The organism is Rhodococcus sp. NPDC055112 (assembly GCF_053607505.1).
Genome location: NZ_JBSGTR010000035.1, coordinates 29,492 through 55,698, shown reverse-complemented (window position 1 = coordinate 55,698; position 26,207 = coordinate 29,492). Strand labels below are relative to the sequence as shown.

At 68.7% G+C, this 26,207-nt stretch carries 28 protein-coding genes and 1 pseudogene; 13 read left to right on the top strand and 16 right to left on the bottom strand.

Annotated elements, in window-relative coordinates; genetic code table 11:
* Positions 1–154: 154 nt before the first annotated feature.
* The 6 genes from ACWFRB_RS16335 to mnhG are packed head-to-tail and all read left to right on the top strand — an operon-like array spanning position 155 to position 6,368.
* Entirely contained in the window at positions 155–2,983 is a 2,829-nt protein-coding gene (locus tag ACWFRB_RS16335; protein ID WP_452642176.1) for a Na+/H+ antiporter subunit A, read from the top strand.
* A complete protein-coding gene (locus ACWFRB_RS16330; protein WP_452642175.1) occupies positions 2,980–3,564 on the top strand; it encodes a Na(+)/H(+) antiporter subunit C in 585 nt (194 codons plus the stop codon). Before ACWFRB_RS16335 ends, ACWFRB_RS16330 begins: the two co-directional genes overlap by 4 nt.
* Complete coding sequence (locus ACWFRB_RS16325; protein WP_452642174.1) at positions 3,561–5,189, top strand: Na+/H+ antiporter subunit D; 1,629 nt, start codon at positions 3,561–3,563, stop codon at positions 5,187–5,189. Before ACWFRB_RS16330 ends, ACWFRB_RS16325 begins: the two co-directional genes overlap by 4 nt.
* Positions 5,186–5,773, top strand: a complete 588-nt coding sequence (locus ACWFRB_RS16320; protein WP_452642173.1) for a Na+/H+ antiporter subunit E — start codon at positions 5,186–5,188, stop codon at positions 5,771–5,773. The genes ACWFRB_RS16325 and ACWFRB_RS16320 overlap by 4 nt, the downstream gene beginning before the upstream one ends.
* Complete coding sequence (locus ACWFRB_RS16315) at positions 5,770–6,030, top strand: monovalent cation/H+ antiporter complex subunit F (protein ID WP_027501268.1); 261 nt, start codon at positions 5,770–5,772, stop codon at positions 6,028–6,030. The genes ACWFRB_RS16320 and ACWFRB_RS16315 overlap by 4 nt, the downstream gene beginning before the upstream one ends.
* Positions 6,027–6,368 carry a monovalent cation/H(+) antiporter subunit G gene (gene mnhG / locus ACWFRB_RS16310; RefSeq protein ID WP_452642172.1) on the top strand — a complete coding sequence of 114 codons (342 nt, stop codon included), beginning with the start codon at positions 6,027–6,029 and terminating at the stop codon, positions 6,366–6,368. The genes ACWFRB_RS16315 and mnhG overlap by 4 nt, the downstream gene beginning before the upstream one ends.
* Position 6,369: 1 nt before the next feature.
* On the opposite strand, the gene ACWFRB_RS16305 is transcribed toward mnhG, so the two are convergent.
* Complete coding sequence (locus tag ACWFRB_RS16305; protein WP_452642171.1) at positions 6,370–6,681, bottom strand: DUF6191 domain-containing protein; 312 nt, start codon at positions 6,679–6,681, stop codon at positions 6,370–6,372.
* Between ACWFRB_RS16305 and ACWFRB_RS16300 the strand changes: the two genes are divergently transcribed.
* Positions 6,672–7,181, top strand: a complete 510-nt coding sequence (locus ACWFRB_RS16300; protein ID WP_452642184.1) for a transposase — start codon at positions 6,672–6,674, stop codon at positions 7,179–7,181. The two genes, ACWFRB_RS16305 and ACWFRB_RS16300, sit on opposite strands and share 10 nt — an antisense overlap.
* Before the next feature lie 571 nt (positions 7,182–7,752).
* Here the strand turns inward: ACWFRB_RS16300 and ACWFRB_RS16295 are convergent.
* The 4 genes and pseudogenes from ACWFRB_RS16295 to ACWFRB_RS16280 form a co-directional block, all read right to left on the bottom strand.
* Positions 7,753–8,250 carry a hypothetical protein gene (locus ACWFRB_RS16295; RefSeq protein WP_452642170.1) on the bottom strand — a complete coding sequence of 166 codons (498 nt, stop codon included), beginning with the start codon at positions 8,248–8,250 and terminating at the stop codon, positions 7,753–7,755.
* 126 nt (positions 8,251–8,376) lie between these two features.
* Positions 8,377–8,514, bottom strand: coding sequence for a hypothetical protein (locus tag ACWFRB_RS16290; RefSeq protein ID WP_452642169.1), 138 nt, complete (start codon positions 8,512–8,514; stop codon positions 8,377–8,379).
* Positions 8,515–8,785: 271 nt separating this feature from the next.
* Positions 8,786–9,637 (bottom strand): alpha/beta fold hydrolase, encoded by an 852-nt coding sequence (locus ACWFRB_RS16285; RefSeq protein ID WP_452642168.1) that lies wholly within the window; start codon positions 9,635–9,637, stop codon positions 8,786–8,788.
* Positions 9,638–9,731: 94 nt separating this feature from the next.
* A pseudogene (locus ACWFRB_RS16280) lies at positions 9,732–10,963 on the bottom strand (IS110 family transposase).
* Between the two features lie 424 nt (positions 10,964–11,387).
* Between ACWFRB_RS16280 and ACWFRB_RS16275 the strand changes: the two are divergent.
* Positions 11,388–11,756 carry a hypothetical protein gene (locus ACWFRB_RS16275; RefSeq protein WP_452642167.1) on the top strand — a complete coding sequence of 123 codons (369 nt, stop codon included), beginning with the start codon at positions 11,388–11,390 and terminating at the stop codon, positions 11,754–11,756.
* Here ACWFRB_RS16275 and ACWFRB_RS16270 read toward each other — a convergent pair.
* A complete protein-coding gene (locus tag ACWFRB_RS16270; RefSeq protein WP_452642166.1) occupies positions 11,753–12,055 on the bottom strand; it encodes a hypothetical protein in 303 nt (100 codons plus the stop codon). The genes ACWFRB_RS16275 and ACWFRB_RS16270 overlap by 4 nt on opposite strands.
* A gap of 625 nt (positions 12,056–12,680) precedes the next feature.
* Between ACWFRB_RS16270 and ACWFRB_RS16265 the strand changes: the two genes are divergently transcribed.
* A complete protein-coding gene (locus ACWFRB_RS16265; RefSeq protein ID WP_452642165.1) occupies positions 12,681–13,121 on the top strand; it encodes an Ig-like domain-containing protein in 441 nt (146 codons plus the stop codon).
* A gap of 301 nt (positions 13,122–13,422) precedes the next feature.
* Here the strand turns inward: ACWFRB_RS16265 and ACWFRB_RS16260 are convergent, their stop codons facing one another.
* The 8 genes from ACWFRB_RS16260 to ACWFRB_RS16225 all read right to left on the bottom strand — a co-directional run bounded on the left by ACWFRB_RS16260 (position 13,423) and on the right by ACWFRB_RS16225 (position 20,722).
* The gene (locus ACWFRB_RS16260; RefSeq protein WP_452642164.1) at positions 13,423–13,758 is read right to left on the bottom strand and encodes a hypothetical protein; all 336 of its coding nucleotides are present in this window, start codon (positions 13,756–13,758) and stop codon (positions 13,423–13,425) included.
* Between the two features lie 933 nt (positions 13,759–14,691).
* Positions 14,692–14,910 (bottom strand): DUF2510 domain-containing protein, encoded by a 219-nt coding sequence (locus tag ACWFRB_RS16255; protein WP_452642163.1) that lies wholly within the window; start codon positions 14,908–14,910, stop codon positions 14,692–14,694.
* 99 nt (positions 14,911–15,009) lie between these two features.
* Entirely contained in the window at positions 15,010–16,173 is a 1,164-nt protein-coding gene (locus tag ACWFRB_RS16250) for a hypothetical protein (RefSeq protein ID WP_452642162.1), read from the bottom strand.
* Positions 16,174–16,356: 183 nt separating this feature from the next.
* Positions 16,357–17,682, bottom strand: a complete 1,326-nt coding sequence (locus tag ACWFRB_RS16245; RefSeq protein WP_452642183.1) for a DUF5933 domain-containing protein — start codon at positions 17,680–17,682, stop codon at positions 16,357–16,359.
* 38 nt (positions 17,683–17,720) lie between these two features.
* Positions 17,721–18,845, bottom strand: a complete 1,125-nt coding sequence (locus ACWFRB_RS16240; RefSeq protein ID WP_452642161.1) for a glutamate--cysteine ligase — start codon at positions 18,843–18,845, stop codon at positions 17,721–17,723.
* Between the two features lie 112 nt (positions 18,846–18,957).
* Positions 18,958–19,698, bottom strand: coding sequence for a superoxide dismutase[Cu-Zn] (gene sodC / locus ACWFRB_RS16235; protein ID WP_452642160.1), 741 nt, complete (start codon positions 19,696–19,698; stop codon positions 18,958–18,960).
* 80 nt (positions 19,699–19,778) lie between these two features.
* Positions 19,779–20,357: a LytR C-terminal domain-containing protein gene (locus ACWFRB_RS16230; RefSeq protein ID WP_452642159.1), complete on the bottom strand. Its 579-nt coding sequence runs from the start codon at positions 20,355–20,357 to the stop codon at positions 19,779–19,781.
* 38 nt (positions 20,358–20,395) lie between these two features.
* Positions 20,396–20,722: a DUF3263 domain-containing protein gene (locus ACWFRB_RS16225; protein WP_452642158.1), complete on the bottom strand. Its 327-nt coding sequence runs from the start codon at positions 20,720–20,722 to the stop codon at positions 20,396–20,398.
* Positions 20,723–20,937: 215 nt separating this feature from the next.
* On the opposite strand from ACWFRB_RS16225, the gene ACWFRB_RS16220 reads away from it, so the two are divergent.
* The 3 genes from ACWFRB_RS16220 (at position 20,938) to ACWFRB_RS16210 (ending at position 23,379) form a co-directional block, all read left to right on the top strand.
* Positions 20,938–21,528 carry a peptide deformylase gene (locus ACWFRB_RS16220; protein ID WP_452642157.1) on the top strand — a complete coding sequence of 197 codons (591 nt, stop codon included), beginning with the start codon at positions 20,938–20,940 and terminating at the stop codon, positions 21,526–21,528.
* Complete coding sequence (locus tag ACWFRB_RS16215; protein WP_452642156.1) at positions 21,521–22,480, top strand: N-acetylglutamate synthase, CG3035 family; 960 nt, start codon at positions 21,521–21,523, stop codon at positions 22,478–22,480. Before ACWFRB_RS16220 ends, ACWFRB_RS16215 begins: the two co-directional genes overlap by 8 nt.
* 83 nt (positions 22,481–22,563) lie before the next feature.
* Positions 22,564–23,379 carry an exodeoxyribonuclease III gene (locus ACWFRB_RS16210; RefSeq protein WP_452642155.1) on the top strand — a complete coding sequence of 272 codons (816 nt, stop codon included), beginning with the start codon at positions 22,564–22,566 and terminating at the stop codon, positions 23,377–23,379.
* Here the strand turns inward: ACWFRB_RS16210 and ACWFRB_RS16205 are convergent.
* Positions 23,376–24,050, bottom strand: coding sequence for a hypothetical protein (locus tag ACWFRB_RS16205; RefSeq protein WP_452642154.1), 675 nt, complete (start codon positions 24,048–24,050; stop codon positions 23,376–23,378). The genes ACWFRB_RS16210 and ACWFRB_RS16205 overlap by 4 nt on opposite strands.
* 191 nt (positions 24,051–24,241) lie before the next feature.
* Between ACWFRB_RS16205 and ACWFRB_RS16200 the strand changes: the two genes are divergently transcribed.
* Positions 24,242–25,414 carry a methyltransferase gene (locus ACWFRB_RS16200; RefSeq protein WP_452642153.1) on the top strand — a complete coding sequence of 391 codons (1,173 nt, stop codon included), beginning with the start codon at positions 24,242–24,244 and terminating at the stop codon, positions 25,412–25,414.
* A 19-nt stretch (positions 25,415–25,433) separates the two neighbouring features.
* On the opposite strand, the gene ACWFRB_RS16195 is transcribed toward ACWFRB_RS16200, so the two are convergent.
* Complete coding sequence (locus ACWFRB_RS16195) at positions 25,434–26,093, bottom strand: hypothetical protein (protein WP_452642152.1); 660 nt, start codon at positions 26,091–26,093, stop codon at positions 25,434–25,436.
* Between the last annotated feature and the right edge of the window lie 114 nt (positions 26,094–26,207).

The window sequence follows — 26,207 nt, the reverse complement described above, 5'->3', positions numbered from 1 at the left end:
CTTTTGGCCTGCGGGGCGACGCAAAGGACTCACGGGCGGCGAAGCCGCCTGCGTTCGGACACGGGGCATCCACTAAACTCGGACACAGACCCCCGGATACCTCCGGGGCGTACCGACACCCCGCCGCCGCACACGACAAACGACGGAGTGCCCATTGCTTGCTGTCCTGCTCGCCCACGCTCTCGCCGCCGTCCTGGCGCCGCTTGTCGTGCGAGCGATGGGCCGCAACGCATTCCTCCCGCTGTCGCTGGTGCCGCTGGCGAGCCTCGGCTGGGTGATCAAGAACTGGGGCACGCAGCAGAGCCTGCACATCCAGTGGGCGCCCGGGCTGTCGATGGACATCGACATGCGCTTCGACGCGCTCGCCGCGATCATGTCCGCACTGGTCCTCGGGATCGGCAGCCTCGTACTCGTCTACTGCTCGCGGTACTTCACCGACGACGAGCCCCGCCTCGGCATCTTCGCCGCCGAGATGGTCGCGTTCGCCGGCGCCATGTTCGGCCTGGTCACCAGCGACAACATGCTCATCCTCTACATCTTCTGGGAACTGACCACGGTGCTCTCGTTCCTGCTGGTCGGGCACTACGCGGAGCGGGCGTCGAGCCGCAGGGCCGCCACCCAGGCGCTGCTGGTGACCACCGCGGGCGGCCTCGCGATGCTGGTCGGCTTCCTCATCCTCGGCCAGGTCGGCGGCAGCTACCTGATCTCCGACCTGCTCGCGGACCCGCCAGGCGGCTGGCTCGCCGGGGTCGCTGTGGTGCTGGTGCTCATCGGCGCGCTGTCGAAGTCCGCGATCGTGCCGATGCACTTCTGGCTGCCCGGCGCGATGGCCGCCCCGACACCGGTCAGCGCGTACCTGCACGCGGCGGCGATGGTGAAGGCTGGCATCTACCTCGTCGCCCGGCTCGCGCCCGGGTTCGCCGACTCCGCGCCGTGGCGGGTCACCGTGATCACCCTCGGGCTGGCGTCGATGCTGCTCGCGGGCTGGCGGTCGTTGCGGGCCTTCGACCTGAAGCTGATCCTCGCCTTCGGCACCGTCAGCCAGCTCGGCTTCCTCATCACCCTCGTCGGTATCGGCGACAGGAACGCCGCGCTGGCGGGCATCACCATGGTGGTCGCGCACGCGATGTTCAAGGCCGCGCTGTTCATGGTGGTCGGCGTCATCGACCACACCACCGGCACCCGCGACATCCGCAAGCTGGCCCACCTGGGCAAGCGCGCCCCGGCGCTGTGCGTCATCGCGGTCCTCGCCGCCGCCAGCATGGCGGGGCTGCCGCCGTTCCTCGGCTTCGTCGGCAAGGAGGGCGCCCTCGAGGCGATCGCCACCACCGATGCGCTGAGCCCGCCCGTGCGGACCCTCGTGCTCGCCACGGTCGTCGCCGGCTCGATCCTGACGGTGACGTACAGCATCCGGTTCATCTGGGGCGCGTTCGGCCGCAAGCAGCTCAAGCGGCCGAGCCCGGCCGTCCAGGGCATGCACGCCGCCGGCCCGCTGTTCCTGTTCGTCCCCGCCCTGCTCGCCGTCGGCGGACTGGCCGCAGGCCTGGCGGCCCCGGTGATGGACCGCCTGCTCAGCCCGTACGCACAGACGCTGCCCGCGGGCGAGCACGCCGACTATCACCTCGCGCTGTGGCACGGTTTCGGCCTGCCGCTGTACCTGACCATCCTGGTGATCGGCTGCGGTGCGGTGCTGTTCGTCGCGCACCGCTGGGTCAGCAGGCTGCGCTTCGAGCATCCGCCGCTCGGCAACGCCGACCGCGTGTACGACGCCACCCTGCGGGCCATGGACACCATCTCGATCAAGCTCACCGGCACCACCCAGCGCGGTTCGCTGCCGCTGACGCAGGCGTCGATCCTCGTCACCCTGGTGCTGCTGCCGACGATCCTGCTGGTGCTCAACACCGACACCGGGGTCCGGCTGCGGCTGTGGGAGTCCCCGATCCAGTTCGCGGTCGGGCTGATCATGATCGCCGCCGCGCTCGCCGCGACCGTGATGCGCAACCGCCTGGCCAGCGTCATCCTGGTCGGCGTCGGCGGCTACGGCTGCGGCGTCATCTTCGCCCTCGACGGCGCGCCGGACCTGGCCCTGACCCAGTTCCTGGTGGAGACCCTGACACTGGTGATCTTCGTGCTGGTGCTGCGCAAGCTGCCCGCCGAGACCGACGAGCGGCAGTCCGTCGGCTTCAAGGCGCCGCGCGCCCTGCTCGGCGCCGCGGTCGGCGCCACCGTCACGGCGCTCGGCGCGTACGCGATGAACGCCCGGAACACCGCGCCGATCTCGCTGCAGCTGCCCGAGGCCGCCTACACCCTCGGCAACGGCAAGAACGTGGTGAACGTGCTGCTTGTCGACATCCGCGCCTGGGACACCCTCGGCGAGATCTCGGTGCTGCTCGTCGCCGCGACGGGCGTCGCCTCGCTGGTCTTCCGCACCCGCCGGTTCGGCACCGCGCCGCGTGTGTCCGACGCACCGGGGGCCGAGGAGGCCGCGTCGAGCTCGGAAACCACCTGGCTGCGCGGCGGCGACCTGATCGACCCCCGGCACCGGTCGCTGGTCCTGGAGATCACCACCCGGATGATCTTCCCGACCATGATGGTGCTGTCCGTCTACTTCTTCTTCTCCGGCCACAACGCCCCCGGCGGCGGCTTCGCGGGCGGGCTCACGGCGGGCCTGGCGCTGGTGCTCCGGTACCTGGCAGGCGGCCGCTACGAGCTCGGCGAGGCGGTCCCCATCGACGCGGGCAAGATCCTCGGGCTCGGCCTGATGTTCTCCGCGGGCACCGCGCTGGCCTCGCTGTTCCTCGGCGCCCCCGCGCTCTCGTCCGCGACCCTGGAGGTCACGCTGCCGCTGCTCGGCCACATCAAGATGGTGACCGCGATCTTCTTCGACCTCGGTGTCTACCTCATCGTCGTCGGTCTGGTGCTCGACGTGCTGCGCAGCCTCGGCGCGCGCCTGGACGCCGAGGTCGAGGTGAACGCCCGATGAGCGCGAACTTCGGCATCCTCATCATCGTCGGCGTGCTGGTCGCCTGCGGGGTGTACCTGCTGCTCGAGCGCAGCATCACCAAGATGCTGCTGGGGCTGTTGCTGTTCGGCAACGGCGTCAATCTGCTCATCCTCACCGCCGGCGGGCCGCCGGGCAGCGCCCCCATCGTCGGGCGGGCGAACGCGGTGTACGACACCATGGCCGACCCGTTGGCGCAGGCGATGATCCTGACCGCGATCGTGATCACCATGGGCATCGCGGCGTTCGTGATGGCGCTGGCCTACCGGTCGTTCAAGATAAACACCAAGGACGCCGTCGAGAACGACCCCGAGGACACCAAGGTCATCCGCCGCCGCGGCCCCGCCGAGGCACCGGACCACGACCGTTCCGACGACCCGATCACCGGCGACTCCACCTTCGGCGGCGACGCCTTCGACGACAAGGGCAATCCGATCCCGCTCGAACAGCTCAAGAACCTCGAGGACCTCGAGTGCTATGAGGATCTGCGCGAGGGCGACTTCGACGAGTTCGACCCGGACGGCGACGGACCGGTCCGGGTTCCCGGCGGTGATCGCGAATGACCCTGTCCCCCGACCTGATCCAGACCCTGATGCCGCTGCCCGTGCTGGTGCCCATGCTGGCCGCGGCGGTCACCCTCATCGGCGGCCGCAGGCCGCGGTTCCAGCGCGCGGTCACCATGTCCGCGCTCGTGGTCGGCCTGGTCGTCGCCTGCCTGCTGCTGTACCTCACCGACCGGGACGGCATCGCCACGCTGCAGGTCGGCGGCTGGGACTCGCCGATCGGCATCACCCTGGTGGTGGACCAGTTGTCGGCCGTGATGCTGGTGGTCTCGAACATCGTCCTGCTCGCCGTCATGGGGTTCGCGGTCGGGCAGGGCATCCACGACGGCACCGAACGCCAACCGGTGTCGATCTTCCTGCCCACCTACCTGGCGCTGACCGCGGGCATCTCCAACGCGTTCCTCGCGGGCGACCTGTTCAACCTGTATGTCGGGTTCGAGGTGCTGCTCGCCGCGTCGTTCGTGCTGCTGACCCTCGGCGCCAGCGCCGACCGGGTGCGCGCGGGCGTGTCCTACGTCATGGTCTCGATGGTGTCCTCGCTGATCTTCCTGGTCGGCATCGCCCTCGCCTATGCGGCCACCGGCACCCTGAACCTGGCCCAGATGGCCACCCGGCTCGACGGCATCCCGGTCGGCACCAGGACCGCGATCTTCGGCGTGCTGCTGGTCGCGTTCGGGATCAAGGCCGCGGTGTTCCCGCTGTCCACCTGGCTGCCCGACTCCTACCCGACGGCGCCTGCCCCGGTCACCGCGGTGTTCGCCGGCCTGCTCACCAAGGTCGGCGTGTACGCGATCATCCGGGCGCACACCCTGCTGTTCCCGCAGGGCGAGCTCGACAACGTGCTGATGATCTGCGGCCTGCTCACCATGCTGGTCGGCATCTTCGGCGCCATCGCGCAGACCGACATCAAACGGCTGCTCTCGTTCACCCTGGTCAGCCACATCGGCTACATGGTGTTCGGCATCGCGCTGTCCACCCAGCAGGGCCTGTCCGGCGCCATCTACTACGTCGCGCACCACATCATCGTGCAGACCGCGCTGTTCCTGGTGGTCGGCCTGATCGAGCGGCAGGCCGGTTCGTCCTCGCTGCGCAGGCTCGGCGGCCTCGCCGCTGCCAGCCCGGTGCTGGCGCTGGTCTTCCTGGTGCCCGCGCTGAACCTGGCAGGCATCCCGCCGTTCTCCGGCTTCATCGGGAAGATCGCCCTGCTGCAGGCGGGCGTCGCCCACCCGAGCGCGCTGTCCTGGGTGCTGGTCGCGGGCGGCACGGTCACGAGCCTGCTCACCCTGTACGTGGTGGCCCGGATCTGGACGAAGGCGTTCTGGCGCTCGCGCGCCGACGCCCCGGAGGGCGACCTCGCCGACGTCAGCCCGTCCGCCCTGATCGACGAGTCCGAGGCGGACATCGCCTTCGACGACCGCGCCGACGTCGGCCGGATGCCCGCCCTGATGCTGATCCCCACGATCGGCGTGGTCGTGGTCGGCCTCGCCCTCACCGTGTTCGCCGGCCAGTTCATCGCGATCACCGACCGTGCGGCCGCGGACCTGCGGGACCGCTCGATCTACATCGACGCCGTCCTCGGGCCCGGGTACGCCGAGCAGGCGGCCGCGACGGGGGGTACGCGATGAACCGGGAACGGGTGCTCCGCGTCGGGGTCCTGGTGTGGCTGACCCTCGTGTGGATCCTGCTGTGGGGCAACATCAGCGTCGCGAACATCCTCGGCGGCCTGGCCGTCGGGGTGCTGATCATGGTGCTGCTCCCGCTGCCGCGGGTACCGGTCGAGGGCCGGATCCACCTGTGGTCGATCGTCAAGCTGGTCGGGCTCTGCATCGTGTACGCCGCGCAGTCGAGCGCACAGGTGGCCTGGCTCGCGGTGCGCCCCGGCCCGCCCCCGGTGACGGGAGTGCTGCGCGCCCGGTTGGCCATCAAGTCCGATCTGGTGCTGACCCTGTGCATCGACGTCCTCAACCTGATCCCCGGCACCATGGTGCTGGAGGTCGATCAGGTCAAGCGGATGGTGTACGTGCACGTGCTCGACGTGGGTACCGACAAGGCCGTCGACCAGTTCTACCGGACCGTGCGGCAGCTGGAGCGGCTGTTCATCGCCTCGTTCGAGCGCGACGAGGAGTGGAAGCCCTCGCCGTGGCACGTGGACAACCCCGTCTTCGACCCCTCGGCGCACGAGCCAACCGACCGAAAGGATCTGCCGTGACGACAGTGCTCGTGATCGCCGGGGTGATGCTCTCGGTGGCCGCCGTGATGACCTCGTACCGACTGCTCGACGGGCCGTCCACGCTGGACCGTCTGGTCGCGATGGACACCCTGGTCGCGGTGGCCATCTGCGGGCTCGCGGTGTGGGCCGCCTACAGCCTCGACACCACGCTGGTGCCCGCCATCGTCGCGCTCTCCCTGGTCGGCTTCGTCGGCTCGGTCAGCGTGGCTCGGTTCCGGGTGCGTGACGACCAGTGAACACCGTGCTCGAGGTCGTCGCCGCCACCCTCATCCTGCTGGGCGCGCTGCTCGCCATGACCGCGGCCATCGGGATCGTGCGCTTCCCGGACACCCTGTCCCGCATGCACGCCGCGACCAAGCCCCAGGTGATCGGCCTGGTGCTGGTGTTGATCGGGGCGGTGATCCGGCTGCGCGGCAACGTCGACATCTGGATGCTGGTGCTGGTCGGTTTGTTCACCCTGCTGACCGCGCCGGTCATCGCGCACACGGTCGGCCGGGTGGCCTACCGCGAGCAGCGCAGCCGCGACGGGCTCGGCATCGTGGGGGACCTCGACCGCCGGGACGAGCAGGAGTAGCTCAGTCCCCCGAGCCGTCCGTCCGGTCGAGCCGGACCGTGCCGCCGCGCAGGTCGATCCGCATCCGGGTGCCGTCGCCGCTCGACGCGTCGTGCCGCAACGACTTCTGCGTCCGCTGCTCGTCGACGACGTGCCGGTGCGACGGCGACAGCAAGGACTGGATCTCCCCGAACGCACCGGTGACCGCGCCACCGTCGACCGGCGGTCTCCGCTTGCGCCAATAGACCCACCCGCGCCGCTCGGCCCACAGTCCGACCTGATCGAGGACGATGCAGGCCGCCGCGAGAGCGGCGATCGCCACCGCTGCGTGCATCCGCGTCCCCCTTCGCCCGACTGTCGCCCACATTACCGGCGGTTCCCACCGGTAGTAGGTCCCTCACGCCGCCCGCCCGCAGCGCCGACGCGACCCGCTCGAGTAGTTCGTCCGGGTGCCGCACGACCATCTCCTGCGTCGGCACCGTCACCGCGGCACGGATCCTCGCCCGCACCGACAACCCAACCAGATTCGCCAACGAGGCCGCCTTCGCCAGCTACACCGGCACCGCGCCCGTCGAGGTCGCCAGCGCCGACAAGCAACGCCACCGGCTCTCACGCAGCGGCGACCGCTCCCTGAACGCCGCGATCCACATCGTCGCTGTCACCCAAGCTCGAACGCCCAGTAGCGACGGATACACCTACCACCGGCGGAAGATGGCCGAAGGCAAGACGTCGCGTGAGGCCATGCGATGCCTCAAACGGCAAGTTGCGAAACGACTCTGGCGAACCATGCGTGACGACCTCGCCTACCGACTCGAACCGCGGCTCACCGCGTAGTGGCTAGCCGCGTGTCGAACCGTCTACGCGTTGACGGTCGCTAGCCGTTGCTCAGTGAACGCGGGCGGATCAATACCCGTGTCGTACCCGACGCCGTGTCGGCGCGCTCATCGCGGCCGCGCCGCTGGTCGTCCCGGCCGTGGTCGTGCCGACGGTGGCCGGCCTGACCGCGGTGGCCGCTCGTACGCCGCAATGTCGAGCCGACGCCTTCCGCGTTTGGGAGTCGGCCATGCGAGTGCTGAAGGCGTTCTTCACGGCATGGAGCCATCGTGGCCCCGGCGCCAGCAAGTGAATGCCCCCTGGCTCGCTACCTGCCGATGTCGGTTCCGTGATCGCGACCGGGTGACGCGCCCGGGGACGGTCGGCGTTCGGTTGCGGTCGCGCGGTTCGATTGACCGCTGAGGGGACGAATGAACATCGCGCACTACACCGGGTTCGGGCTCAGGCTGGTCCAGCGATCCCCAGGCCGCTGTGGAGATCCTCGAATCCCGCAGCGCGCGCTACGGAATCGACGAACTGATCGTCCCCGGCGAACTCGCCGAGTCGTTCGCACCGACCCTGGAACTGGCGCTCAGTAGATGACGCTCCAGTACGCCTCGACGGCGAAACCGACGATGTAGCGCGGATTCTGCGGGTCGTCGGTCACCGTGACGGTCGCCTTGGACAGGTCGATCTTCATGCCGTCGCCGTTCAGGAACTGCTGGCTGTTGGCGGTATTGGTGAAGAACGGCGCCTCGAACGGCTGCGCACGCAGGCTCGGTGCCGCGGCCCGCAGCACGCGGGTCGCGTCGGTGCCTTCGCACACCGCGAACTTCTCCTTGGAGCTCCTGGTCGCGCCGATCAGGAGCACCGGCCGCTCACCGTCGAGGCAGCGCGCCCCCGGATCGAGCCAGCCCTGCTTGTCGGCGCCGCTCGGCAGCACCCCGTCGACGACCGGGGCCTTCGTCGGCGCGGGTGCCGACGACACGATCGTCGGCTGCGCGGATCCGGCGTCCTCCGCGCCACACCCGGCCACGGCCACCCCGACAACGATCATTCCGGCGCCACGCGCCTTTACCCACCCGAACACGCTGACAAACCTAGCAATCCGGCGCTCTGAAGATTCGCACCGCCCAGCCTTACTCATTCTGCTGGCCCTCGTCATGACCGTGGCCGCGGGCCACAGCTCACACAGGCAGACCGGGCGCAGCCTCCGTCAGTGGGCGATAGCCGTCGGGATCGGGGGCGGCGGACTGATGGTCGCCAGCGCTGCAACGTCGACGGCGGCGTCGAGCAGCACCCGGATCTTCGTTGGGATCAACGGAGTGCTCATCATCGCCGTACTGACCGGCACGGTCTGGATCGTGACTCGCCGATCGTAATGAGGCTCGGTAGGGCGACCGGGCTGGAGGCGCATTGAAGCCGGCTACGCGAGAAAATGGTGCGGGCCGACGCTTCCCTCGTCGACCCGCACCAAGTCCCAACAGCCAGGTATTCGAACAATTCGGCGCTTGACAGCACACACAGACATCTCAGTGCGCTAAGGCGCAAGAAGCACAGCAGCTTCGCCGACCCAGTTCACGGCAGAGTCTGGTGCTCGTTCGGTCATCGAGTTGATCGTCAAGTCACCGGAGCAGGAACTCGAGGGTGATTCGCTCGAATGCCTCCTTGGCTTCGATCATCACCCAGTGCCCGCAGTTTGGGAAGACGTGCAACTCGGCATTGGGAATCAGGCGCATCGGGATCATCGGCATGTCCGGCGGGCACTGGCGATCGTCGCGACCCCACGTCAGCAGGGTGGGGCATTGCACCTTGCCCATCATCGACCAGTAGGGAGGCAGCCCGGAACTCACCATCGCCTGCTGCTGTGCCTCGAAAGCCGCGGACCCATACATCGCGGCCAGCGTCTTGTGCGACTCCGGATCGTTGGCCGACTCCCAGCGTTCCTCGATCCGTTCCTCAGTGATCATGGAGCGGTCGTAGACCATGCACTCGAGCCACCGAACCAGCTTCTCGCGGCTGGGCCCGTCGGCGAAGTCCTGCAGCAGCCGTGTGCCCTCACTCGGGTTCTGGCTGAAGATGTTCGGCCCCACGCCACCGATGGTGACGAGCTTGCCTACCCGCTCGGGGTGCTTCATGGCCACGTTGACACCGACGACCCCGCCCATCGAATTGCCGATCATCGCGGCCGATTCGATACCGAGGGCGTCCATGAAGCGGATCACCGCCGACCCGGCGGTCAGCACAGGATGTCCGTCGACCGGATCGCTCACACCGAACCCCGGAAACTCGAGGATGTAGCAGCGGAAGTGCTGGGCGAACACGTCCAGGTTTCCTCGATAATTCCGCCAGCCGCTGACCCCGATGCCGGAGCCGTGCAGTAGCAGCAACGGCGGCCCCTCGCCCGCCTCGTGGTAGCGCAGCACCCCCTTGTCGGTGACGATTTCCCTTTGGGTCCCCTCATAAGTCACGTCCATCCCGTCACACTAGAACACGTTTCAAAAGTGAGCAGGAGTGGGCAGAGACTCGTTCTGGGCGTTGTGGTGACATCGACCTAGTCCCGGCCGCGTGTCAGGCAGCTACCGCTGAGGTTGGAGGGAAAGCCCGGACTTCGTCGTAAAGGTGCGCGCTTCGCAGGCATGTGTGCAACTGCCCGAGGAGTTTGCTGAACAGGTGGCGTTGAGCTTGCTGGCTCCAGTCCCCGGCGGCCCGCCGGCGGTCGAAGTGTTCCCGGGCGCCGGGTGAGTTCTGGATCGCGACGAGCGTCCAGAACGAGCCGACCGACGCTAGTCGGTTGTTCTTGATCTGCCGGTGTATCACCACAGTTCGCTTGCCGCTCGCGCGGGTGACCGGCGAGGCGCCCGCATACGCCTTCAATCCACGTGCATCGGCGAACCGTGAGCGGTCATCGCCGATCTCGGCAAGTAGTCGTGCCCCGCTGATCGCGGCGAGCCCTGGAAAGCTGGTGATGATTTCGGCATCCGGATGGCGCTCGAAGTGCTCGGTGGTCGCCGAGGTCAGGGCTTCGACCGCGGTGCAAGCGGCGTCGAGACGGTGCACCAGCGTCCGCAGTTGGATGCCCATTGCCTGCTCGATCAGCGTCGGCTGACGCAGTTGTTCACTGCGAAAGACCTCCCGAAGGCGCGCCGCATCGGCATCAACATTGCGCTGACGGCCCGCCTTCCTCAGCAGGGCGCGAAACCTGGCGATTGTCAGCTTCGCCGCCGCCTCGGGTGTCGGGGCGGCGGCGAGAACCGTCCGGGCGTCGGCTCGAGTTATCCCGCCACCGCTCAACGCATCGAACGCGGCCAGGGCGGCGGGGAAGTAGTCCTTGAGCAGCGAGCGGATCTGGTTGCCGAGCGCGGTGCGCGCCCACACCGCGTCCTGTTGAGCGCGGGCGAGGACCTTGATCGCGCGTGCGAGGTCGGTGTCGTCCGGGATCTGTCGGTGCGAGGTGGCGTCGAGGCGCAGAATGTTGGCGAGCATGACCGCGTCCGCGGCATCGGACTTCGCGCCGGAGACAGTGCGCTGGCTGCGGTACCGCGAGGCAGAGAGCGGATTGATCGCGTACACGACCCGACCGCTCGCCCGCAGGGCTGCGACCCACAAACCACGGTCGGTTTCGATGGCTACCGGTATCAGGTCCTCGGCCGTGTCGCCTGCGTCAACGAGCATCTCGAGCTGGCGGGCGAACCCGCCGGCGTCGTTGGCCACCCGTTCCTTCAGCAGCACAGCCCCGTGCAGTCGATGATGGCGATGTCGTGATGGTTGTCGGCCCAGTCGATCCCACAGAATCTGTCCACCTGCTGCACTCCTGTCACGTCGAGGAACACGGTCGGTCGAACCGAGGTGGAGTCACACGACGCCCTAATTGCAGGACTCATCAAGATGGTCCGTCATCTCATCAGTCGTGTCGTGACGCCAGCACACCGCAGGGGCCTCGATCTATCGAAGAGCTCGCAACTCGTGAACACCACTTCAGAGGTTGATCCCTGCGGCCGGCTCGCACCACGAGCAGGACACCACCGAAACCCTCCACACCGGGTGAGCCGCGCCGTTCTGTGTAAAGCCATCCCACAAGCCGGCCGCCAGGAACCCATAAGCGTCACACCCACACCGGCGCGGAGGGGCCGGTCACGCAGGCGTTCGGCCCGCGTAGGAATCAATTAGGAACCCTCCGCTGCCCACCTGGCGCCACCAGCCACCATACCCGATAGACTCGCTCATATGTTCGAAGAACTCGACTCCTGGGACGAGTTATGGCCGCAGACCCCCACGCTGCGCCGATTCGAGCCACCACGACCCGTGATCTTCTACGCAGACCGCGCGCTCCCGCTCGCCCGCAATCAGCGCCGAGCCGACCGTATCGCCCTCAGGGTCCGCGCCGGAGGCCTGCGCATCGAAGGAAAAATGCGCGCCTACCAGCACGCATGGGCCCAACTCGCTTCTCTGCACCAGTCAATTCGGACTGAGTTTGTGCCGTGGGGTGATCGCGGGTTTCGACCTGTGTTGTCGATATCCGGCAGTAGAGCCGCATCGCCGGTATCTGGTGCTGGCTACCGTGCAACCGATCCGGTCGTGTTTTCCGTTAGTTAGGCATGAACACTCTCGATCCTGCGAACCAGGCGGGCGACATGAAGTCTGATCGCGACGGCGAGTTCGAAGGACTCGTCCGGCGGCGCCTGGTCAACTTGCTGATCGATCATCAGCGCGGGCCGTCCGTGCGACGGGCCGGCCCGGCCCCAGACTTGGTAGCGAGGGGAAGTCCTGGGCGGCCGATCGGGCGGTGTTGCCGTCGTAGGCGTAATCCGCTCGAACATCACACGCGGTGTGTCGATGTCGCCGGCCACGCGAACGAGATGGCAAGCGTCGTCGAGTTCGGTCAACTCGAGCACGTCCCAAGCTAGGCCTCGACCCGGACTAGGAGAAAAGCTGGTCGAAGAACTGGTTCATGCCTGCCTTTGATCGCGTTGGCGTGCGCGGCAGCGTGATGGCCGCGACCGCGGCGAGTGCCGACAACATTTGTGGCGATTCCTGGCCTCAGGTGTCAATTTGCGATCTTCCGAGTAATGAATTTGACGTGCATGGAATGCGCCTCAATCTGAAAGTGCGCCCATGCTGTGAATATATCGATATATGCGCACTTTGATACCCGTCGCATTAACCGAATCAGCTGCCAGATTGACAATAAACATGCCTGTATCTTGCCTGGAGGATTCGCGTTTCTGCGGTCGGGCCTCGTAGGAGGTCGGCGGGTTTTTTGCTGCAAAAGTGCAGTTCAGACCCGGTTGGTGTCGTGTTGTAGCTTCGGGTGAAGGATGTGCGAGCGCGTCTCGGGGTGGGCTTTGATTCACCGACAGAACAATTTATCGAATTTTTCCCCACGGGCATGCGATCCGTATTACGGTATCCCCGGAATTCATCCAGTCGATCGTTCAGATCGTACGAGAAAGGGAATTTATGTTGAAGCACCCGATTAAAGTTGCTGTGCTCGCCGGCCTCGTTGCCGGGGGGTCACTGATGACCGCCGCTCCTGCGATGGCCGCTCCGGTTACCACTTCCCCCCCACCGCACAGCGGCTCCGCCGATGGCGGCGGCAGCCTCGCGAACATCCTCGGCCCCGACTCCCCCCTCGCGCCCCTCCTGAAGCTTCTTCCGACCGGCTCCCTCGGTACCGGCAAGGTCGTGGATGCGACGACGACGCTCGCGGGTCCGGCTACGGCGAAGACCGGTAAGAAGGCGTCGTTCACGGCGACCGTCACACCCTCGTCCTCCACGGGCAAGGTGCAGTTCAAGGTCGACAACAAGGCGGTCGGAGCGCAGATCCCGGTCGTGGGCGGCACTGCCAAGACGGACCTGACGTTCGACAAGGCCGGCGCGAAGTCGGTGACTGCGGTGTTCGTCGGTGCTGACGGCAAGGAGTACGCCTCGGCACCGCACACCGTTACCGTCACCAAATGACAGGCGCTCGATGACGAGAGCCTGACGTCGCGGCGTCGGCTGCAATACGGCGGGTGGGTGTTGATCGAGCCGATCACACCCACCCGCCTGGCGTTCTTCGTCGTGCGCGCCCGACGCGAGGCATACGAGGAGAGCCCTCATGATTTCGCCAGTGGTTACTACCGTCCCCGCCTCCTTGAGGTTGACCCCCGCGGTCGAAGGTCAGGGTGAGGTCGATGCCTTCGGTTTCGTCGAGCCAGCCTTCGTCGTGTGCGCGTTGGTGAGGTTGCTCAAGGTCGGTTTCACTGAACTTGGTTGCGACTCAGACTCGCTCGAACGTCGGCTCTGCGGGTTGACCGCCGAACGCAACCGCCCCATCGTCGCCTCGACGTCCTCGCGGGTGGCGCGATCCCACCGCACCCCGAGTGCCGCCAAGACCTTCCACCACCACCAGCAGATCCTGCGTATATGACCGAACCGTCAGCGGGCTGAGGTCGGACGGAACCAGGCTCGACAGATACGACGAGACCGCCTCGACCTCCGTCCCGTCGACCAACACCACATACGGCACCACACCAGGCGGCTCGGCACGCTGTATGACCCCCACCCCCGGCAGCACGATGCGGCCCTCACGAAACGCTCGCCTCAGCTCGTCCACGCCACGCACCCTTTGTCAACATCAGGCCCGCAGATCGCCCGTTGAAGGTGCAGTTAACAGGACCGACTCCCAATGGCTCGCCGCCATCGCCGTCCCGGTCACCAACGGCAACGGCCACACCACCCTCGCCTTGTGGGTGCCCTCCGACGCCATCGAAGTCCCAGGCCAGGACGACGCCGAGCGATGCGATGCACCACCGATCGACGCGGCCGCCGCACCGCGCACCGGTCAAAAAGACGATTTGCCCACTCCTGCAGGGGGCCGGCCTAGCGCAGCTCCCGCGGACCCGGCCCTCAGCGGGCCCACCTCAGGCAGCTCGTACCCCAGCACCGTCGGCCGCCACCGGCGGGTGTAGTGATTGCGGGGCTCCGGCCCCACACCCCGGCCAATCTCCAAGGGTGGGTCGGAGACCTTTCGGGTGTGGTGTTCCCTCAGACCGCGCGTTCAGCTTCACGATGGCCTCGGAAAAGTCACCCTCCCACCGGTGCTCGCCAAACCCGGTCGTCAGATCGGCATTCACGGTTCGGTCTGCAGTCGGGTCACAGGTGATGGCCGCTACCGGCTCGAAGTCGTCGGGGACGGTGCCCGGTCGCGGCTGTTTCGCCAGGAGATCCTGCGGTGTTGCGGCTATGCCGTCGAGGTCCGTCGGCATCCGGCACGTCGCCGCGCCCACGACCTCCGCAGGCTCCCGGACCGGCGCGGGTCCGTGGATATACCCGCACCCTGCCAACACAGTGGCCAACGCCAGAAACACCGAAACGCGTCGACTCATCACCGATGCATGGTTACGCGAGCTAGTCGTTTTCGGGCTATTTTCGTTCCATCCACCACGAAAACGACCAGCTCGCGGTTGATGTCCGGGCCACCATCCGCAAGCCGACATGCGGCGGCGCAGCCACAGAGCACCACTGGGTCGACCGACCCACGGCTCGGTCACTGCCCGATGAACTGCCCGATGCCTTCGCCGCCGAGGATTGCGTTGCCAAGCATCATGCCGACCACGGCCGCGATCAGGACTCCGACGACATTCCAGACGCTGCCCTTCCGTTTCTTGGGCGCTTCGACAGATGCGCCTTGCTGCCAGGCCTGCCCATCCCAGTACAGCTGCGAGCCGGAACCGTCAGGGTTCGGGTACCACCCGGGAGCATTCATACATAAGTGGTATCAGACGAACCCGACAATCCAGTCATCCGAGTGGCTTTCAGCCCGACATACGAAAGCGGTTGGCTCGCGGCGTAGTTCAAGCCCGGGTCAGCGGCCACACGGGTCGGCGGGCGAGGATCCAGGCGCACCCGCCGTCCCCGGAGTTCCCGGCGCACCCGGAGTTCCCGGCGCACCCGGAGTTCCCGACGTCCCCGGAGTTCCCGGTGCAGCGGACGCCCGCGGCTTATGGGGCGCAGGCAGGTCGGCCGGATCGGGCTGTGACGGGTCGGGGTCGCTGACCAGCCGCACCGAATAGCTGAGACCGCCCGCGCGCCAGGTGGCCGGCTCCGTGGTGGGTCTGAGCGGGGACGCGCCCGCCCGCGCACACGGGTCGACAGGGAGGCCGGGAGACTTCAACTCGGAGACGTCGTTCTGCTCAGGGGTGGCCGGGGCGGCGGGTCCCTGCGTCGACGTCGGCGCAGGCGCCACCAGTACGGCCGTGAGACCGGCGAGCAGGACCGCGACGACCGCGGCCGCACCGGCGAGCACCTTCCCCTTGGGAAGTGCCTTCGCCTCCCCCGGCGCCGTCGCCGCGAACGCGGCGGGCACGGACGCCTGGCCTTCCGCAGCGCTGATCGCGGCGCCGGTCGCCAGATGCCACCGGCCGGCATACGGGACCACGGCGGCCAGGCCGAGCGCACCTGCTGCGGAACGGATCACGCTCGTCTCGGACGGCCGGATTCCGAGCACGACGACGGCGACCTTGCCGCGCGGGGCACCCGACCGCATGTCCTCCAGCAGCGCGCTGGTGAAGGACACCTCGCTGAACGTCCCCGCTGTCACCCGCTGGACGCCTGCCTGTGCCACACCGGACCGCAGATCGACCGCGTGGGCGAGCACCTCACCCGGCCACTCGGCCAGGACGAGAGCGGTGCGGGCGCCTGCCAACTCGGGTATCGAGCGCAGGAAGGCCAGCCGGGCCTCGGCCGCACCGACCACCGTGACGGTGGGCACGCCGTCGCTGCCCAGCTTCGCCTTGATCGCGTCCGCCGCCACCGGGTCGGCGGCAACGATCCCGACCGCCGTCGGGCTCAGTCCGATCCGCCTGGCCCGGTCCACCATCTGTTCGGTGGCCCAGACGGCCTGTCCGACATCGTCTCCGGCCCTGTCCTCGAAGCGGCTGTCCACCGGCCCGAGACCGGGCACATCGGTATCGATGAGGACCGCTCGCACGCCCTCCTTGCCGAGCGTCACTCCCACTGACTCCCGCACGCGTCCTCCACCGTTTCCCGTCGACAGTGGCTCGCGGGTAACCGGAAGGGACGCCTGTGGTTGCGGCCCGCCGAATTCCTCACTCAGTCCGTCGAATCGAGGTCACCGTAGCGGACCGCCCCCGAGGCGTGCAGCCGTACCCCGCCCGCGGCGCGGTTCGGACCCGCCGAGCGGCGTCGTCCGCTAGCTCGCGGCGCGCACAGGAACCGGGTCGGCCTCGACCCGTCCGCCCCACCGACCGAGTGCGGTCCCCGGTGCGGCGAAGAAGGTCGCATGGAACCCGAGCACCACCACGCCCATGACGCCGAGGATCAGCGGGCCGAAGAACAGCGGGTACTCCGCGATCTCCACGGCCAGGTACCGGTAGCCGAGCAGCAGCGCCGCGAACGCGACCGCACCGCCGACCACGAGCCGCACGCGGAACCGCCCCCAGCCCCGCTCGGGGTCGCGCAGCGCGGACTCCAGGGTCAGGCACAGCACGACGCCCGCGACCAGGTCGACGCCGTAGTGGTAGCCGAACCCGAGGGTGGCCATCAGCGTGCACACCAGCCAGAAGGTGCCGCCCCAGCGCAGCCACCGCGGACCGCCCCTGGAGTGGATGAAGATCGCCAGCGCCCAGGCGGTGTGCAGGCTGGGCATGCAGTTGCGCGGCGCCGGACTGTCGAACGGGATCGCCACCGGGTCGACGACATTCGGCACCACGGCGGGCCAGTAGTTGCCGAGCTGGGAGCCCTCGCCCGCGGTGCCGAACGCGAAGTCCGGGCCGACCACGGGGAAGAGCACGTAGAACAGCGGACCGATCAGCCCGATGAGCAGGAAGGTGCGCACCAGATAGTGCGACGGCCAGCCGTTGCGGAGCTGATACAGGGCGACGACGATCGCCGCGACCGGCAGCTCGATGTACACCCAGTGCAGCACCCCGTAGCCGACGCCGCCGAGCGCATCGACCACGCCGCCCATCACCCAGGACGGATTGCCCAGCGCCCGGTCCGCGAGCTGCACGTATTCGTCGAGCACCAGCGGGCGGGTCAGCACGGTGATCTGCAGCCAGACGTCGCCGACCTTGGTGGCCAGGATCAGCAGCGCGCCGAGCCCGACGCCGCGCAGCGCGCTACGCCGCTGTTCGCCGGTCCAGGCCACCGCCGCGTAGAGCCCGATCCCGGTCAGTACCAGGGTGGGGCCGTTCCCGATGGCGACGGGCCCGTCGAACAGCAACCGGCCAGCCGCGAACAACAGGTCGAGGACGATCGCGGCGGCCAGCGCACGGATACGCTGCGGGTTGGTGAGCCCGACCAGCGCGAGCGCGAATCCCGCCCACGGCAGCGACATCGATTTGGGGGTGCCGACGAAATCCTTGGCCAGGCTGTGCAGCGGGCCCTCGAAGCCGTATCGCATCGCGACCAGTTGCAGGGCGACCAGGGCCGCGACCAGGACTACGCCCGCCGAAATGAGGGTGGGGTGCGACCGCAACGAGAGCCGACCGGTCCCGGAGACCGGTGAGTCGTTGATCAGCACCGGTCCATAGTAAACGGAGCGTGAACGCGGACTTACGTGTCGAGCTCGGTCACCAGGGAATCGACGACGAGTGTCAGGTCACCGCCGGAGGCCGCGGCGACCTCGCGCTGACGGAGGTAGGACGCGCCGCGCTGCGGGATGTCGGCCACCCGCGCCAGTTCGTCGGCGCAACCGAGCGACCTCGCCACCGGCATCAGCTGCTCCAGCAGATCGTCCAGGTCATCGGTGACCAGCCGCTCGTTGCTGTCGGCATCGAGAATGATCTCCGCGTCGAGCCCGTACCGCGCGGCCCGCCACTTGTTCTCCTGCACGTGCCACGGCGGCATACCGGGCAGCTCCTCGCCCGCATCGAGCTTGCGGTCGAAATACACCACCAGGCAGTGGATGAGGGCGACGATGGCGCCCAGCTCGGTCCGGGTGGAGATGCCGTCGCAGACGCGCACCTCGATCGTCCCCCACTGTGGTGCGGGCCGGATATCCCAGTGCAGCCCACCGAGCTTGTCGATGACGCCGGTCTTGAGCTGATCGTGGGCGAATCCCTCGAACTGCGACCAGGTTTCGAACTGGAATGGAAGACCGGCCGTCGGCAGTTGCTGAAACATCAACGCCCGGTTGCTGGCGTATCCGGTATCCACGCCGGTCCACATCGGCGATGAGGCCGAAAGCGCAAGCAGGTGAGGGTACTTCACCAGCAGCGCGTTGAGGATCGGGAAGACCCGATCGGCCGAGGAGATCCCGACGTGCACGTGCACACCCCAGATCAGCATCTGGCGTCCCCACCACTGGGTGCGCTCGATCATCTCGTCGTAGTGCGGGCTGCGGGTCAGCTGCTGGGTGGACCATTCCGCGAACGGGTGGGTGCCCGCGCAGAACAGGTCGACGCCGATCGGGTCTGCGACCCGGCGCACCAGGTGCAGGGTCTCGCTCAGGTCGTCGATCGCCTCGCCGACGGTGTCGCAGATCCCGGTGACCAGCTCGACGGTGTTGCGGAGCAGTTCCTTGTGCAGGCGGGGCGACTCACCACCCGCGAGGGAGTGCGCCGCGTCGAAGATCTGTCCCGCGGTGTTCGAGAGATCGCGGGTGGTCTTGTCGACCAGGGCGATCTCCCACTCGACGCCGATTGTCGGCCGGGGCGAACCGGCGAAGTGGACTCCCACACTGCGAATCCAACCACAGCGATCCGGCAACCGCCGTCACCGGGACCGGGACCCCGAACACCAGAACGACCCCCCACCGTGGCGGTGAGGGGTCGTTCTGCTGTTCAGTGCCCTACTCGATGACGGCGCAGGCGACGCGGCCACCCGCATCACCGGTGGCCAGCGTGGCCTGGTCCGGCACCGGAGCGTTCTCCGGGAGGGTGTACCGGTTCGGGATGTTAGCGAAGTTGTCCGCGTTCGCGTGCACGACGATCGCGGTGCCCTTGCCGTGGTTGCGCAGGTCCTCGAGGGTGACGGCGTCGGTGGTGGTGACCAGCTCCGCGGTGCCGTCCTCGCGCACCTGCAGCGAGGTCAGGTCGCCGCTCGCGGGATGTCCGGTGTGACCCTCCGCCTGGAAATGCCCACCGGCGGAGAGGAAGTCGCCGGGCGCGCCGCCGGACGGCGCCACCGAGTTCGCTTCACACTTGGCGACCTCGTGGATGTGCAGGCCGTGGAAACCGGGCGTGAGGTGCTCGGCCTCGACCGAGACCTGGACGAAGCCGTCACCCTCGGTGAACCGAACGGTGCCCACCTCGGCGCCCTTCGCGTCCTTGAGCTCGACGTCGATCGCACCCTCCTCGGCCGCCGATCCGTGGCCGCCCTCCGCCGAGCCGTGGCCCGGAGCGGACGCTCCCGTCCACACCGGAGGGGTGGTGCCGGGGACGTCGCTCGGCTCCTGGCCGTTGGAGCACGCGGTGAGGCCAAGGGCCGCGATCGCGACCATCGGGGCGACGACGCGCCAGGACACGCGGGCGGGACGGCGTGCACTCTCGGCACCGCCGAGATGCGAGTCGCGTCGGGTAAGCAGGGCCATCAAACCGCTCCTTCTAGATGGGCTGGAAGTGAACTGATCATAGACAGGCGCGCGGAACGGTCGTCCGCTGGTGCGTCCACCTAGGGCGCGGTGACGATCACGATGACGCCGGGCGACGCGCTCGTGATGCCGGGGAACCTCGGCTCGGCGGACACTCCAAGCGTCTCGGCGATCTCCATCGCGGCGGCCTTCTCCGCAGGCGACGAAGCCGAGTAGTACACGGTGGTCGAGCTCACGGAGCCGTCGCTGTAGTTGCCGGTCTCGCCGACCGTCCAGCCATCGGACTCGATGGTCCTGGCGGTCTGCGCGGCCAGGCCGCTGACCGTGCTGTTGTTGAGCACCCGGACCGGCACCGCCGACTTGTCCTGGACCGGTGCGGTCGTGGTGGTGGTTGCGGCGGCAGCCGTGGTCGGGGTGATCGCGGCGGGCGGGCGGGCCGAGGTGGCGGCGGCGGGCGGCCTTGCGGAGGTGACCGAAGCGGCCCCGTTGCCCGTTGCCCGCGCAACGCTCGAGGTGGTGGTCTCGGGCTGCTCCGACCCGGAATCGTCTCCGGAGAGCGCCATCGCGCCGATGCCGGCAAAGGCGATCGCGAGCGCAATCAGGACCATCGCGAACGCACGCAGCGGTGGTCCGCTCGGTGGCTGCTCAGGAGTGCTCACTCGAATGACCTTAGAGGCCGCGCCGCGTCCGCCGACACCTAGGTGATGTCGAATCCGAGGCGACGTGCCGCGCGCGCCTTCTGCCTACTCGCCCGCAGACGGCGCAGCCGCTTGACCAACATCGGGTCGGCTGCGAGGGCCTCGGGGCGGTCGACCAGCGCGTTCAGCACCTGGTAATAGCGGGTGGCGGACATGTCGAAGAGTTCCTTGATGGCCTCTTCCTTGGCGCCCGCGTACTTCCACCACTGGCGCTCGAAGGACAGGATGTCGTGGTCGCGGCGGGTCAGTCCGTCCTCGCCGATCGCGTTCGCCTCTTGCGGGTCGGTCTGCTCGGAATTCCGGTTACGCGCCGCTGCCCCGTCCATCTCACTCCCTCAACTTCGAGCTCTCGCCCAACGCCACTGCTCTCGCGTGATGCATCGAAACCAAAGTTCCCCGACGACCCGGCTGGCTTCACGATTACCGGGCAACGAATTACATATCTGTTCTTCCCGGGGATTATTCAACCATGATCCGCACGGGCGCGGCCTGGTTGCGGTGCTGGCGCGTCGCGTCCGGGCGCCCCACTATCCTTGCTCGAATGGCAATACTTCCGATCCGGATCGTGGGCGATCCGGTGCTCCACGAGCCCACGCGGCCCGTCACCGAATCGCCGGCGGAAATCGCCGAGTTGATCGCTGACATGTACGAGACGATGGACGTCGCGAACGGCGTCGGCCTGGCGGCGAATCAGGTCGGCGTCCCGATGCGACTGTTCGTCTACGACTGCCCCGACGTCGACGGCGACGGGAACTCGATCCGCCGTCGCGGCGCCGTGGTCAACCCGGTTCTCGAGACCTCGGAGATCCCCGAGACCATGCCTGACCCCGACGACGACGAGGAGGGCTGCCTCTCCGTTCCCGGCGAGCAGTTCCCGACCGGCCGCGCCGACTGGGCCAGGGTGACCGGCACCGAGGCCGACGGCTCGCCGGTGGAGATCGAGGGCACGGGGTTCTTCGCCCGGATGCTCCAGCACGAGGTCGGACACCTCGACGGGTTCCTCTACGTCGACGTGCTGATCGGCCGCAACGCCAGGGCCGCGAAGAAGATCATCAAGCGCTCCGGCTGGGGCGTCCCGGGCAAGAGCTGGGTGCCGGGCACGGTCGAGGATCCCTTCGGCCACGATGACTGACATCGTGCTCGGTAGCCGGGTGGTGTTGCGATACGAACTGCCGCCCGGCTACCCGCAGCCCCTGACCGACATCATCGGGGAGTTGGTGTCGCTCACACCGGCCGTCGTGGTCCGCGCACCGGACGGTCGAGTGGTGCAGGTCGTCCCCGACAAGGTCGTCGCGCTCAAGTCGATCGGCGCCCGACCGATCCTGAGCCGGGAGATCCGCGCGCTCGAGCTGGCCGCCGCCGACGGCTGGCCCGGCCTCGAGCAGAGCTGGATCAACGGCTGGCTGGCCCGCTCCGGTGGCGGGTTCACCGGCCGCGCCAACTCGGCGTCTCCCCTCGGGAAGGCCGACCGGATCGGCGACCTCTACAGCGGCGACACCCTCGAACGCCTGCAGAAGTGGTACGCCGATCGCGAGCAGCCGCTGCGGCTGCTGCTGCCGGACCGCCTCGGCAACGCCCCCGCCGACTGGGAGACCTCGGACGAGGTGCTGGTGATGGCCGCGGAGATCGCGAACCTCACCCTGCCCGAAGGCGATTCGCTGGTGACCGTGTCCGGCGAACCCGACGATCAGTGGCTGCCGCTGTACGACCACAACGGCGCAAAGCTGCCGGACTGCGCCCAGGAGGTGCTCGGGTCGGTCCGCGACGGCGAGCTCGGCTTCGGCCGGCTCGGCAGCCCGAGCACCGAACTGCTCGCCATCGCGCGGGCCGCCGTGACCGAGGCGCCCGACGGCCGACGCTGGGTCGGACTGAGCGCGGTGGAGGTGGCGCCCGCCCATCGCAGGCGCGGGCTCGGGATGCTGATCTGCGCGGAGATGATCCGCTGGGGCCGCGACCGGGGCGCGACACACGCCTACATCCAGGTGGTGGCCGACAACGAGGCGGCGATCGCCCTGTACCGCACGATGGGGATGCTCGACCATCACCGGTACCGCTACGCGGCGGCGCCAGGCACCGCCTGGTAGCCGCACGAGTGTGCACGGACGACGGCGCCCTCCGGACCCACCGGGGGCGCCGTCGCACTCGCACTCGCACTAGGCTGCCTCGAATGCGATTGGCGACGTGGAATGTGAACTCGGTCCGGGCCCGCACCGATCGGGTCGTGGACTGGCTGGTGCGCACCGACACCGACGTGCTGGCGATCCAGGAGACCAAGTGCCGTGACGACCAGTTCCCGACGGAACGGTTCACCGAGCTCGGCTACGAGGTCGCCCACATCGGACTGAGCCAGTGGAACGGCGTCGCGATCATCTCCCGCGTCGGACTCGAGGACGTGCAGATCGGCTTCGAGGGGCAGCCGGGCTTCGCCAAGCCCGCGGCGGACAGCCTGGACATCGCGACCCCGGTCGTCGAGGCCAGGGCCATCGGCGCCACCTGCGGCGGGGTCCGGGTGTGGAGCCTGTACGTGCCGAACGGGCGCGAGCTCAGCGACCCGCACTACGAGTACAAGCTGGACTGGCTGGCCACCCTGCGCGACGACGCCGCGAAGTGGTTGGCCCAGGACCCCAGCGCCCAGATCGCGCTGGTCGGCGATTGGAACGTGGCACCGACCGACGAGGACGTCTGGGACCCGGCGCTGTTCGAGGGAAAGACGCACACCTCGCAGCCGGAACGCGACGCCTTCGACGCCTTCCATGAGGCGGGCTTCGTCGACGTCGCCCGCCCGTTCACCCCCGGTCCCGGCGTCTACACGTACTGGGACTACACACAGCTCCGGTTCCCGAAGCGCCAGGGCATGCGGATCGACTTCGTCCTCGGCTCCCCCTCGCTGGCAGAACGGGTCTCCGGCGCGTCCATCGACCGCGAGGAGCGCAAGGGCAAGGGCGCCAGCGACCACGCCCCCGTCGTGGTCGAGCTGGGCTAGCCGGAGACGCGGCGAGCGCGCAGCAGTGCGGCGGTCAGCCACAGCGCGCCCGCCGCCACGAGCACCCCGTGCGCGACCCGCATCCAGGGGCTGCCGAAGAACTGCGGGATGAACAGGGCGAACCCGACCGCGAGCGGGACCCCGCTCCATCGCGCCACCACCCCGGACCGCCAGATCCCGACCGCTGCGGTGACCGTGCCCGCGGCGACCAGCAGCAGCCCCACCGCGAACATGGTCATCTGGGTGCCGCCGCCGCGAACGCCGTCGACCAGGCCGAGCAGTTCCGGGGTCCCGTCCGCGACCGCGCGCCCGCCGATCGCGTGCAACCCGAAGTCCTCTGCGCCGTAGTAGGGCAGGGTCATGCCGACTCCCACCCAGGTCAGCGCGGTCGCCGCGATCCCGGCTCGGTCGCCATCGGTACCACGGAGGATCTCCCGTAGTGCCTGCACGGCGAGGCCGAGCAGCAGGAACCCGATCATCCCGAAGAAGTGCGCCGCGACCCACGCGCCGGACGCGTAGGCCCGCGCGCCGTCCATGGTGGTCTGGTTCAGGTAGTCCGAGTACGGCCGGACCGCGGGATAGAGCAGGAACAGCACCCCCGCCGCACCGAACAACACCGCGGCCGCGGCTCGTGCGCGATCGGTGCCAACGCCCTGTGCTGTGTCGATCATGCTTTACCTCCTCAGTAACGAGAGCAGCGCTCTCTATTATGAGCAGTGTTCACTATGGCGCCGGAGAAAACAAGAGCAGTGCTCTCAAATTACGGACGCTCGGCCGCCCGGTCTACGATTCATCCACCATGTCCGCCCGGTCCGGGCGTGCTTCGCAGGCATCGCGCCGCCCCCATCGCAAGGAGTCCGCCGTGGAGACCCCGCGCGATCAGCCCGACCGCACCGAGGTCGAATGGTTCGAGGCAGGCGAACGCCGCGCGGCGCCGTGGCGGTCCAACAGCAGCGTCAAGCCGCCGAAGAAGGTCGAGACCTTCGGCGACGAACTCCGCGCCGACGATGCGATGCGGCTCGCGTCCGAGGGCACCGCGATCCTCTGGCGCGGCGATTTCCTCGGCGCGAGGCAGTTGCTCGACGCGCTCAAGCGCCGGCTCGACCGGCAACAGGTCAAGGCCGATCCCGACCTCGCCGTCACCTTTCATCGGCACCGGCAGGCCAGGGCGCACCGCACCCGCATCCTGAGCATGGTCCTGATCGAGCTCGGCGCGGACTTCGGCATCGACCTCCGCCGCGCCCCCGACATCAGGGACGCGTGCCGGGAGGCATACGGCGAGGCGGCCGAGCCAAGCGTCGCCTCCCTGCAGGAGCTGCTCGGGGCGGTGGGCGCGCACGAGTGGCGGCGGCGCGGCGTGCTGGTCCCCGCCCTCGAGGCGCGAATCCACCCGCACTACGGCGTGTTCGCCCCCACCAGGAACGAGTACGTCGACCTTGTCGCGGAGGCGCAGTTGCCCACCGCAGGAACGGCGTTCGACCTAGGTACCGGGACCGGTGTGCTGGCCGCCGTGCTGGCACGTCGGGGTGTCGGACGGGTGGTGGCCACGGACATCGAACCCCGCGCGGTGGCCTGCGCCACCGACAATCTGCAGCGGCTCGGGCTCGCCGACCTGGTGGAGGTGGTCCGCACCGACGTGTACCCGGCAGGCACGGCCGACCTGGTGGTGTGCAACCCCCCGTGGGTGCCCGCCGCCCCGACGTCCTCGATCGAGCTGGGCGTGTTCGACCGCAAGGGGCACATGCTCACCGAGTTCATCCGGGGCCTGCCGGATCATCTCAACCCCGGCGGCGAGGGCTGGCTGGTGCTCTCCGACCTGGCCGAGCGCCTCGGCCTGCGCACGCGAGCACAGCTGACGGACCAGTTCGAGCAGGCGGGCCTGACGGTGCTGGGCCGCACCGACACCCGGCCGCGACACCCGCGCGCGAGCGGAGCCCGCCCCGAGGGACGCGGCACGGGCGGACGCGACCCGTTGTCCGCCGTCCGCGCCGCCGAGGTCGTCTCGCTCTGGCGACTCGCGGTCCGCGCGCACTGAGGCGCGGACCGGCAACCACCTAGCGGACGAGCTCCCTAACCAGGCCGTCCGCGCAGCCGCCCGCGAAGCCGGTCACCGCACCCGAGGCGGCACCCACGGCCACCCCGCCGACCAGCCCGGCCGGACCCGCGGCAACGCCCGCGGCGGACGCCGCGGTCACGGCGCCGGACAGTGCTCCCGCGATCGCGGGCTTCACCCCGGACTTCACGCACTCCTCGGCGAAGGCACCGGCCTGGTTGACGACCTCCGCGGCCACCACGACCCCGGCGTCGATCGCGGTGTCGACGACCGCCGACACCACCTTGCCGCCCTCGGCGATGGAGTAGGTGATGCCCTGGACCGCGCCGTTGACCTCGAGGCGCAGCGGAAGGTTCTCCAGGACGCGGCCCGCCTCGTTCACCGCGGCGATGGCGTTCGTCTGGGTGTCCCGGACGAACCGTCCTGACTCGAGCTTGATCTGCGCGGTGCTCGCCTCGACCTGGGTCGCGACGAACTTGGCGAACTCCCGGATGGGACCCGCCTGCGCGGGCGGCGCGACGGCCACCGAGGCGAGCGCGAACCCCGCGACGCCGAGCGCGACGGCCAGCGGGGCCGTCGCCGCCCTGGCATCGGCCGAGATCCCGGCCACCCGACCCGACCTGCCCTTGGCGCCCTCGCGCACGGCAGCAACGATCGTCATTCTTCCCCCAGTTGCACGGCGCGTCGATGCGCGAAGCGATGAGATACGCCCGCCACCGCGGTGCCGGGGGAAGCCGAAATCTGTTTCGGATCCCCGTTTTCCAGCCCCGACCGC

Excerpts from the sequence above, each read along its gene's own strand:
- ACWFRB_RS16265 (WP_452642165.1), top strand. The coding sequence starts at position 12,681 with ATGACCGCCGCTCCTGCGATGGCCGCTCCGGTTACCACTTCCCCCCCA.
- ACWFRB_RS16330 (WP_452642175.1), top strand. The coding sequence starts at position 2,980 with ATGAGCGCGAACTTCGGCATCCTCATCATCGTCGGCGTGCTGGTCGCC.
- ACWFRB_RS16195 (WP_452642152.1), bottom strand. The coding sequence starts at position 26,093 with ATGACGATCGTTGCTGCCGTGCGCGAGGGCGCCAAGGGCAGGTCGGGT.
- ACWFRB_RS16325 (WP_452642174.1), top strand. The coding sequence starts at position 3,561 with ATGACCCTGTCCCCCGACCTGATCCAGACCCTGATGCCGCTGCCCGTG.
- ACWFRB_RS16305 (WP_452642171.1), bottom strand. The coding sequence starts at position 6,681 with ATGCACGCAGCGGTGGCGATCGCCGCTCTCGCGGCGGCCTGCATCGTC.
- ACWFRB_RS16220 (WP_452642157.1), top strand. The coding sequence starts at position 20,938 with ATGGCAATACTTCCGATCCGGATCGTGGGCGATCCGGTGCTCCACGAG.
- ACWFRB_RS16225 (WP_452642158.1), bottom strand. The coding sequence starts at position 20,722 with ATGGACGGGGCAGCGGCGCGTAACCGGAATTCCGAGCAGACCGACCCG.
- ACWFRB_RS16275 (WP_452642167.1), top strand. The coding sequence starts at position 11,388 with ATGTTCGAAGAACTCGACTCCTGGGACGAGTTATGGCCGCAGACCCCC.
- sodC (WP_452642160.1), bottom strand. The coding sequence starts at position 19,698 with ATGGCCCTGCTTACCCGACGCGACTCGCATCTCGGCGGTGCCGAGAGT.
- ACWFRB_RS16320 (WP_452642173.1), top strand. The coding sequence starts at position 5,186 with ATGAACCGGGAACGGGTGCTCCGCGTCGGGGTCCTGGTGTGGCTGACC.
- ACWFRB_RS16205 (WP_452642154.1), bottom strand. The coding sequence starts at position 24,050 with ATGATCGACACAGCACAGGGCGTTGGCACCGATCGCGCACGAGCCGCG.
- ACWFRB_RS16210 (WP_452642155.1), top strand. The coding sequence starts at position 22,564 with ATGCGATTGGCGACGTGGAATGTGAACTCGGTCCGGGCCCGCACCGAT.
- ACWFRB_RS16255 (WP_452642163.1), bottom strand. The coding sequence starts at position 14,910 with ATGAATGCTCCCGGGTGGTACCCGAACCCTGACGGTTCCGGCTCGCAG.
- ACWFRB_RS16285 (WP_452642168.1), bottom strand. The coding sequence starts at position 9,637 with ATGGACGTGACTTATGAGGGGACCCAAAGGGAAATCGTCACCGACAAG.
- ACWFRB_RS16215 (WP_452642156.1), top strand. The coding sequence starts at position 21,521 with ATGACTGACATCGTGCTCGGTAGCCGGGTGGTGTTGCGATACGAACTG.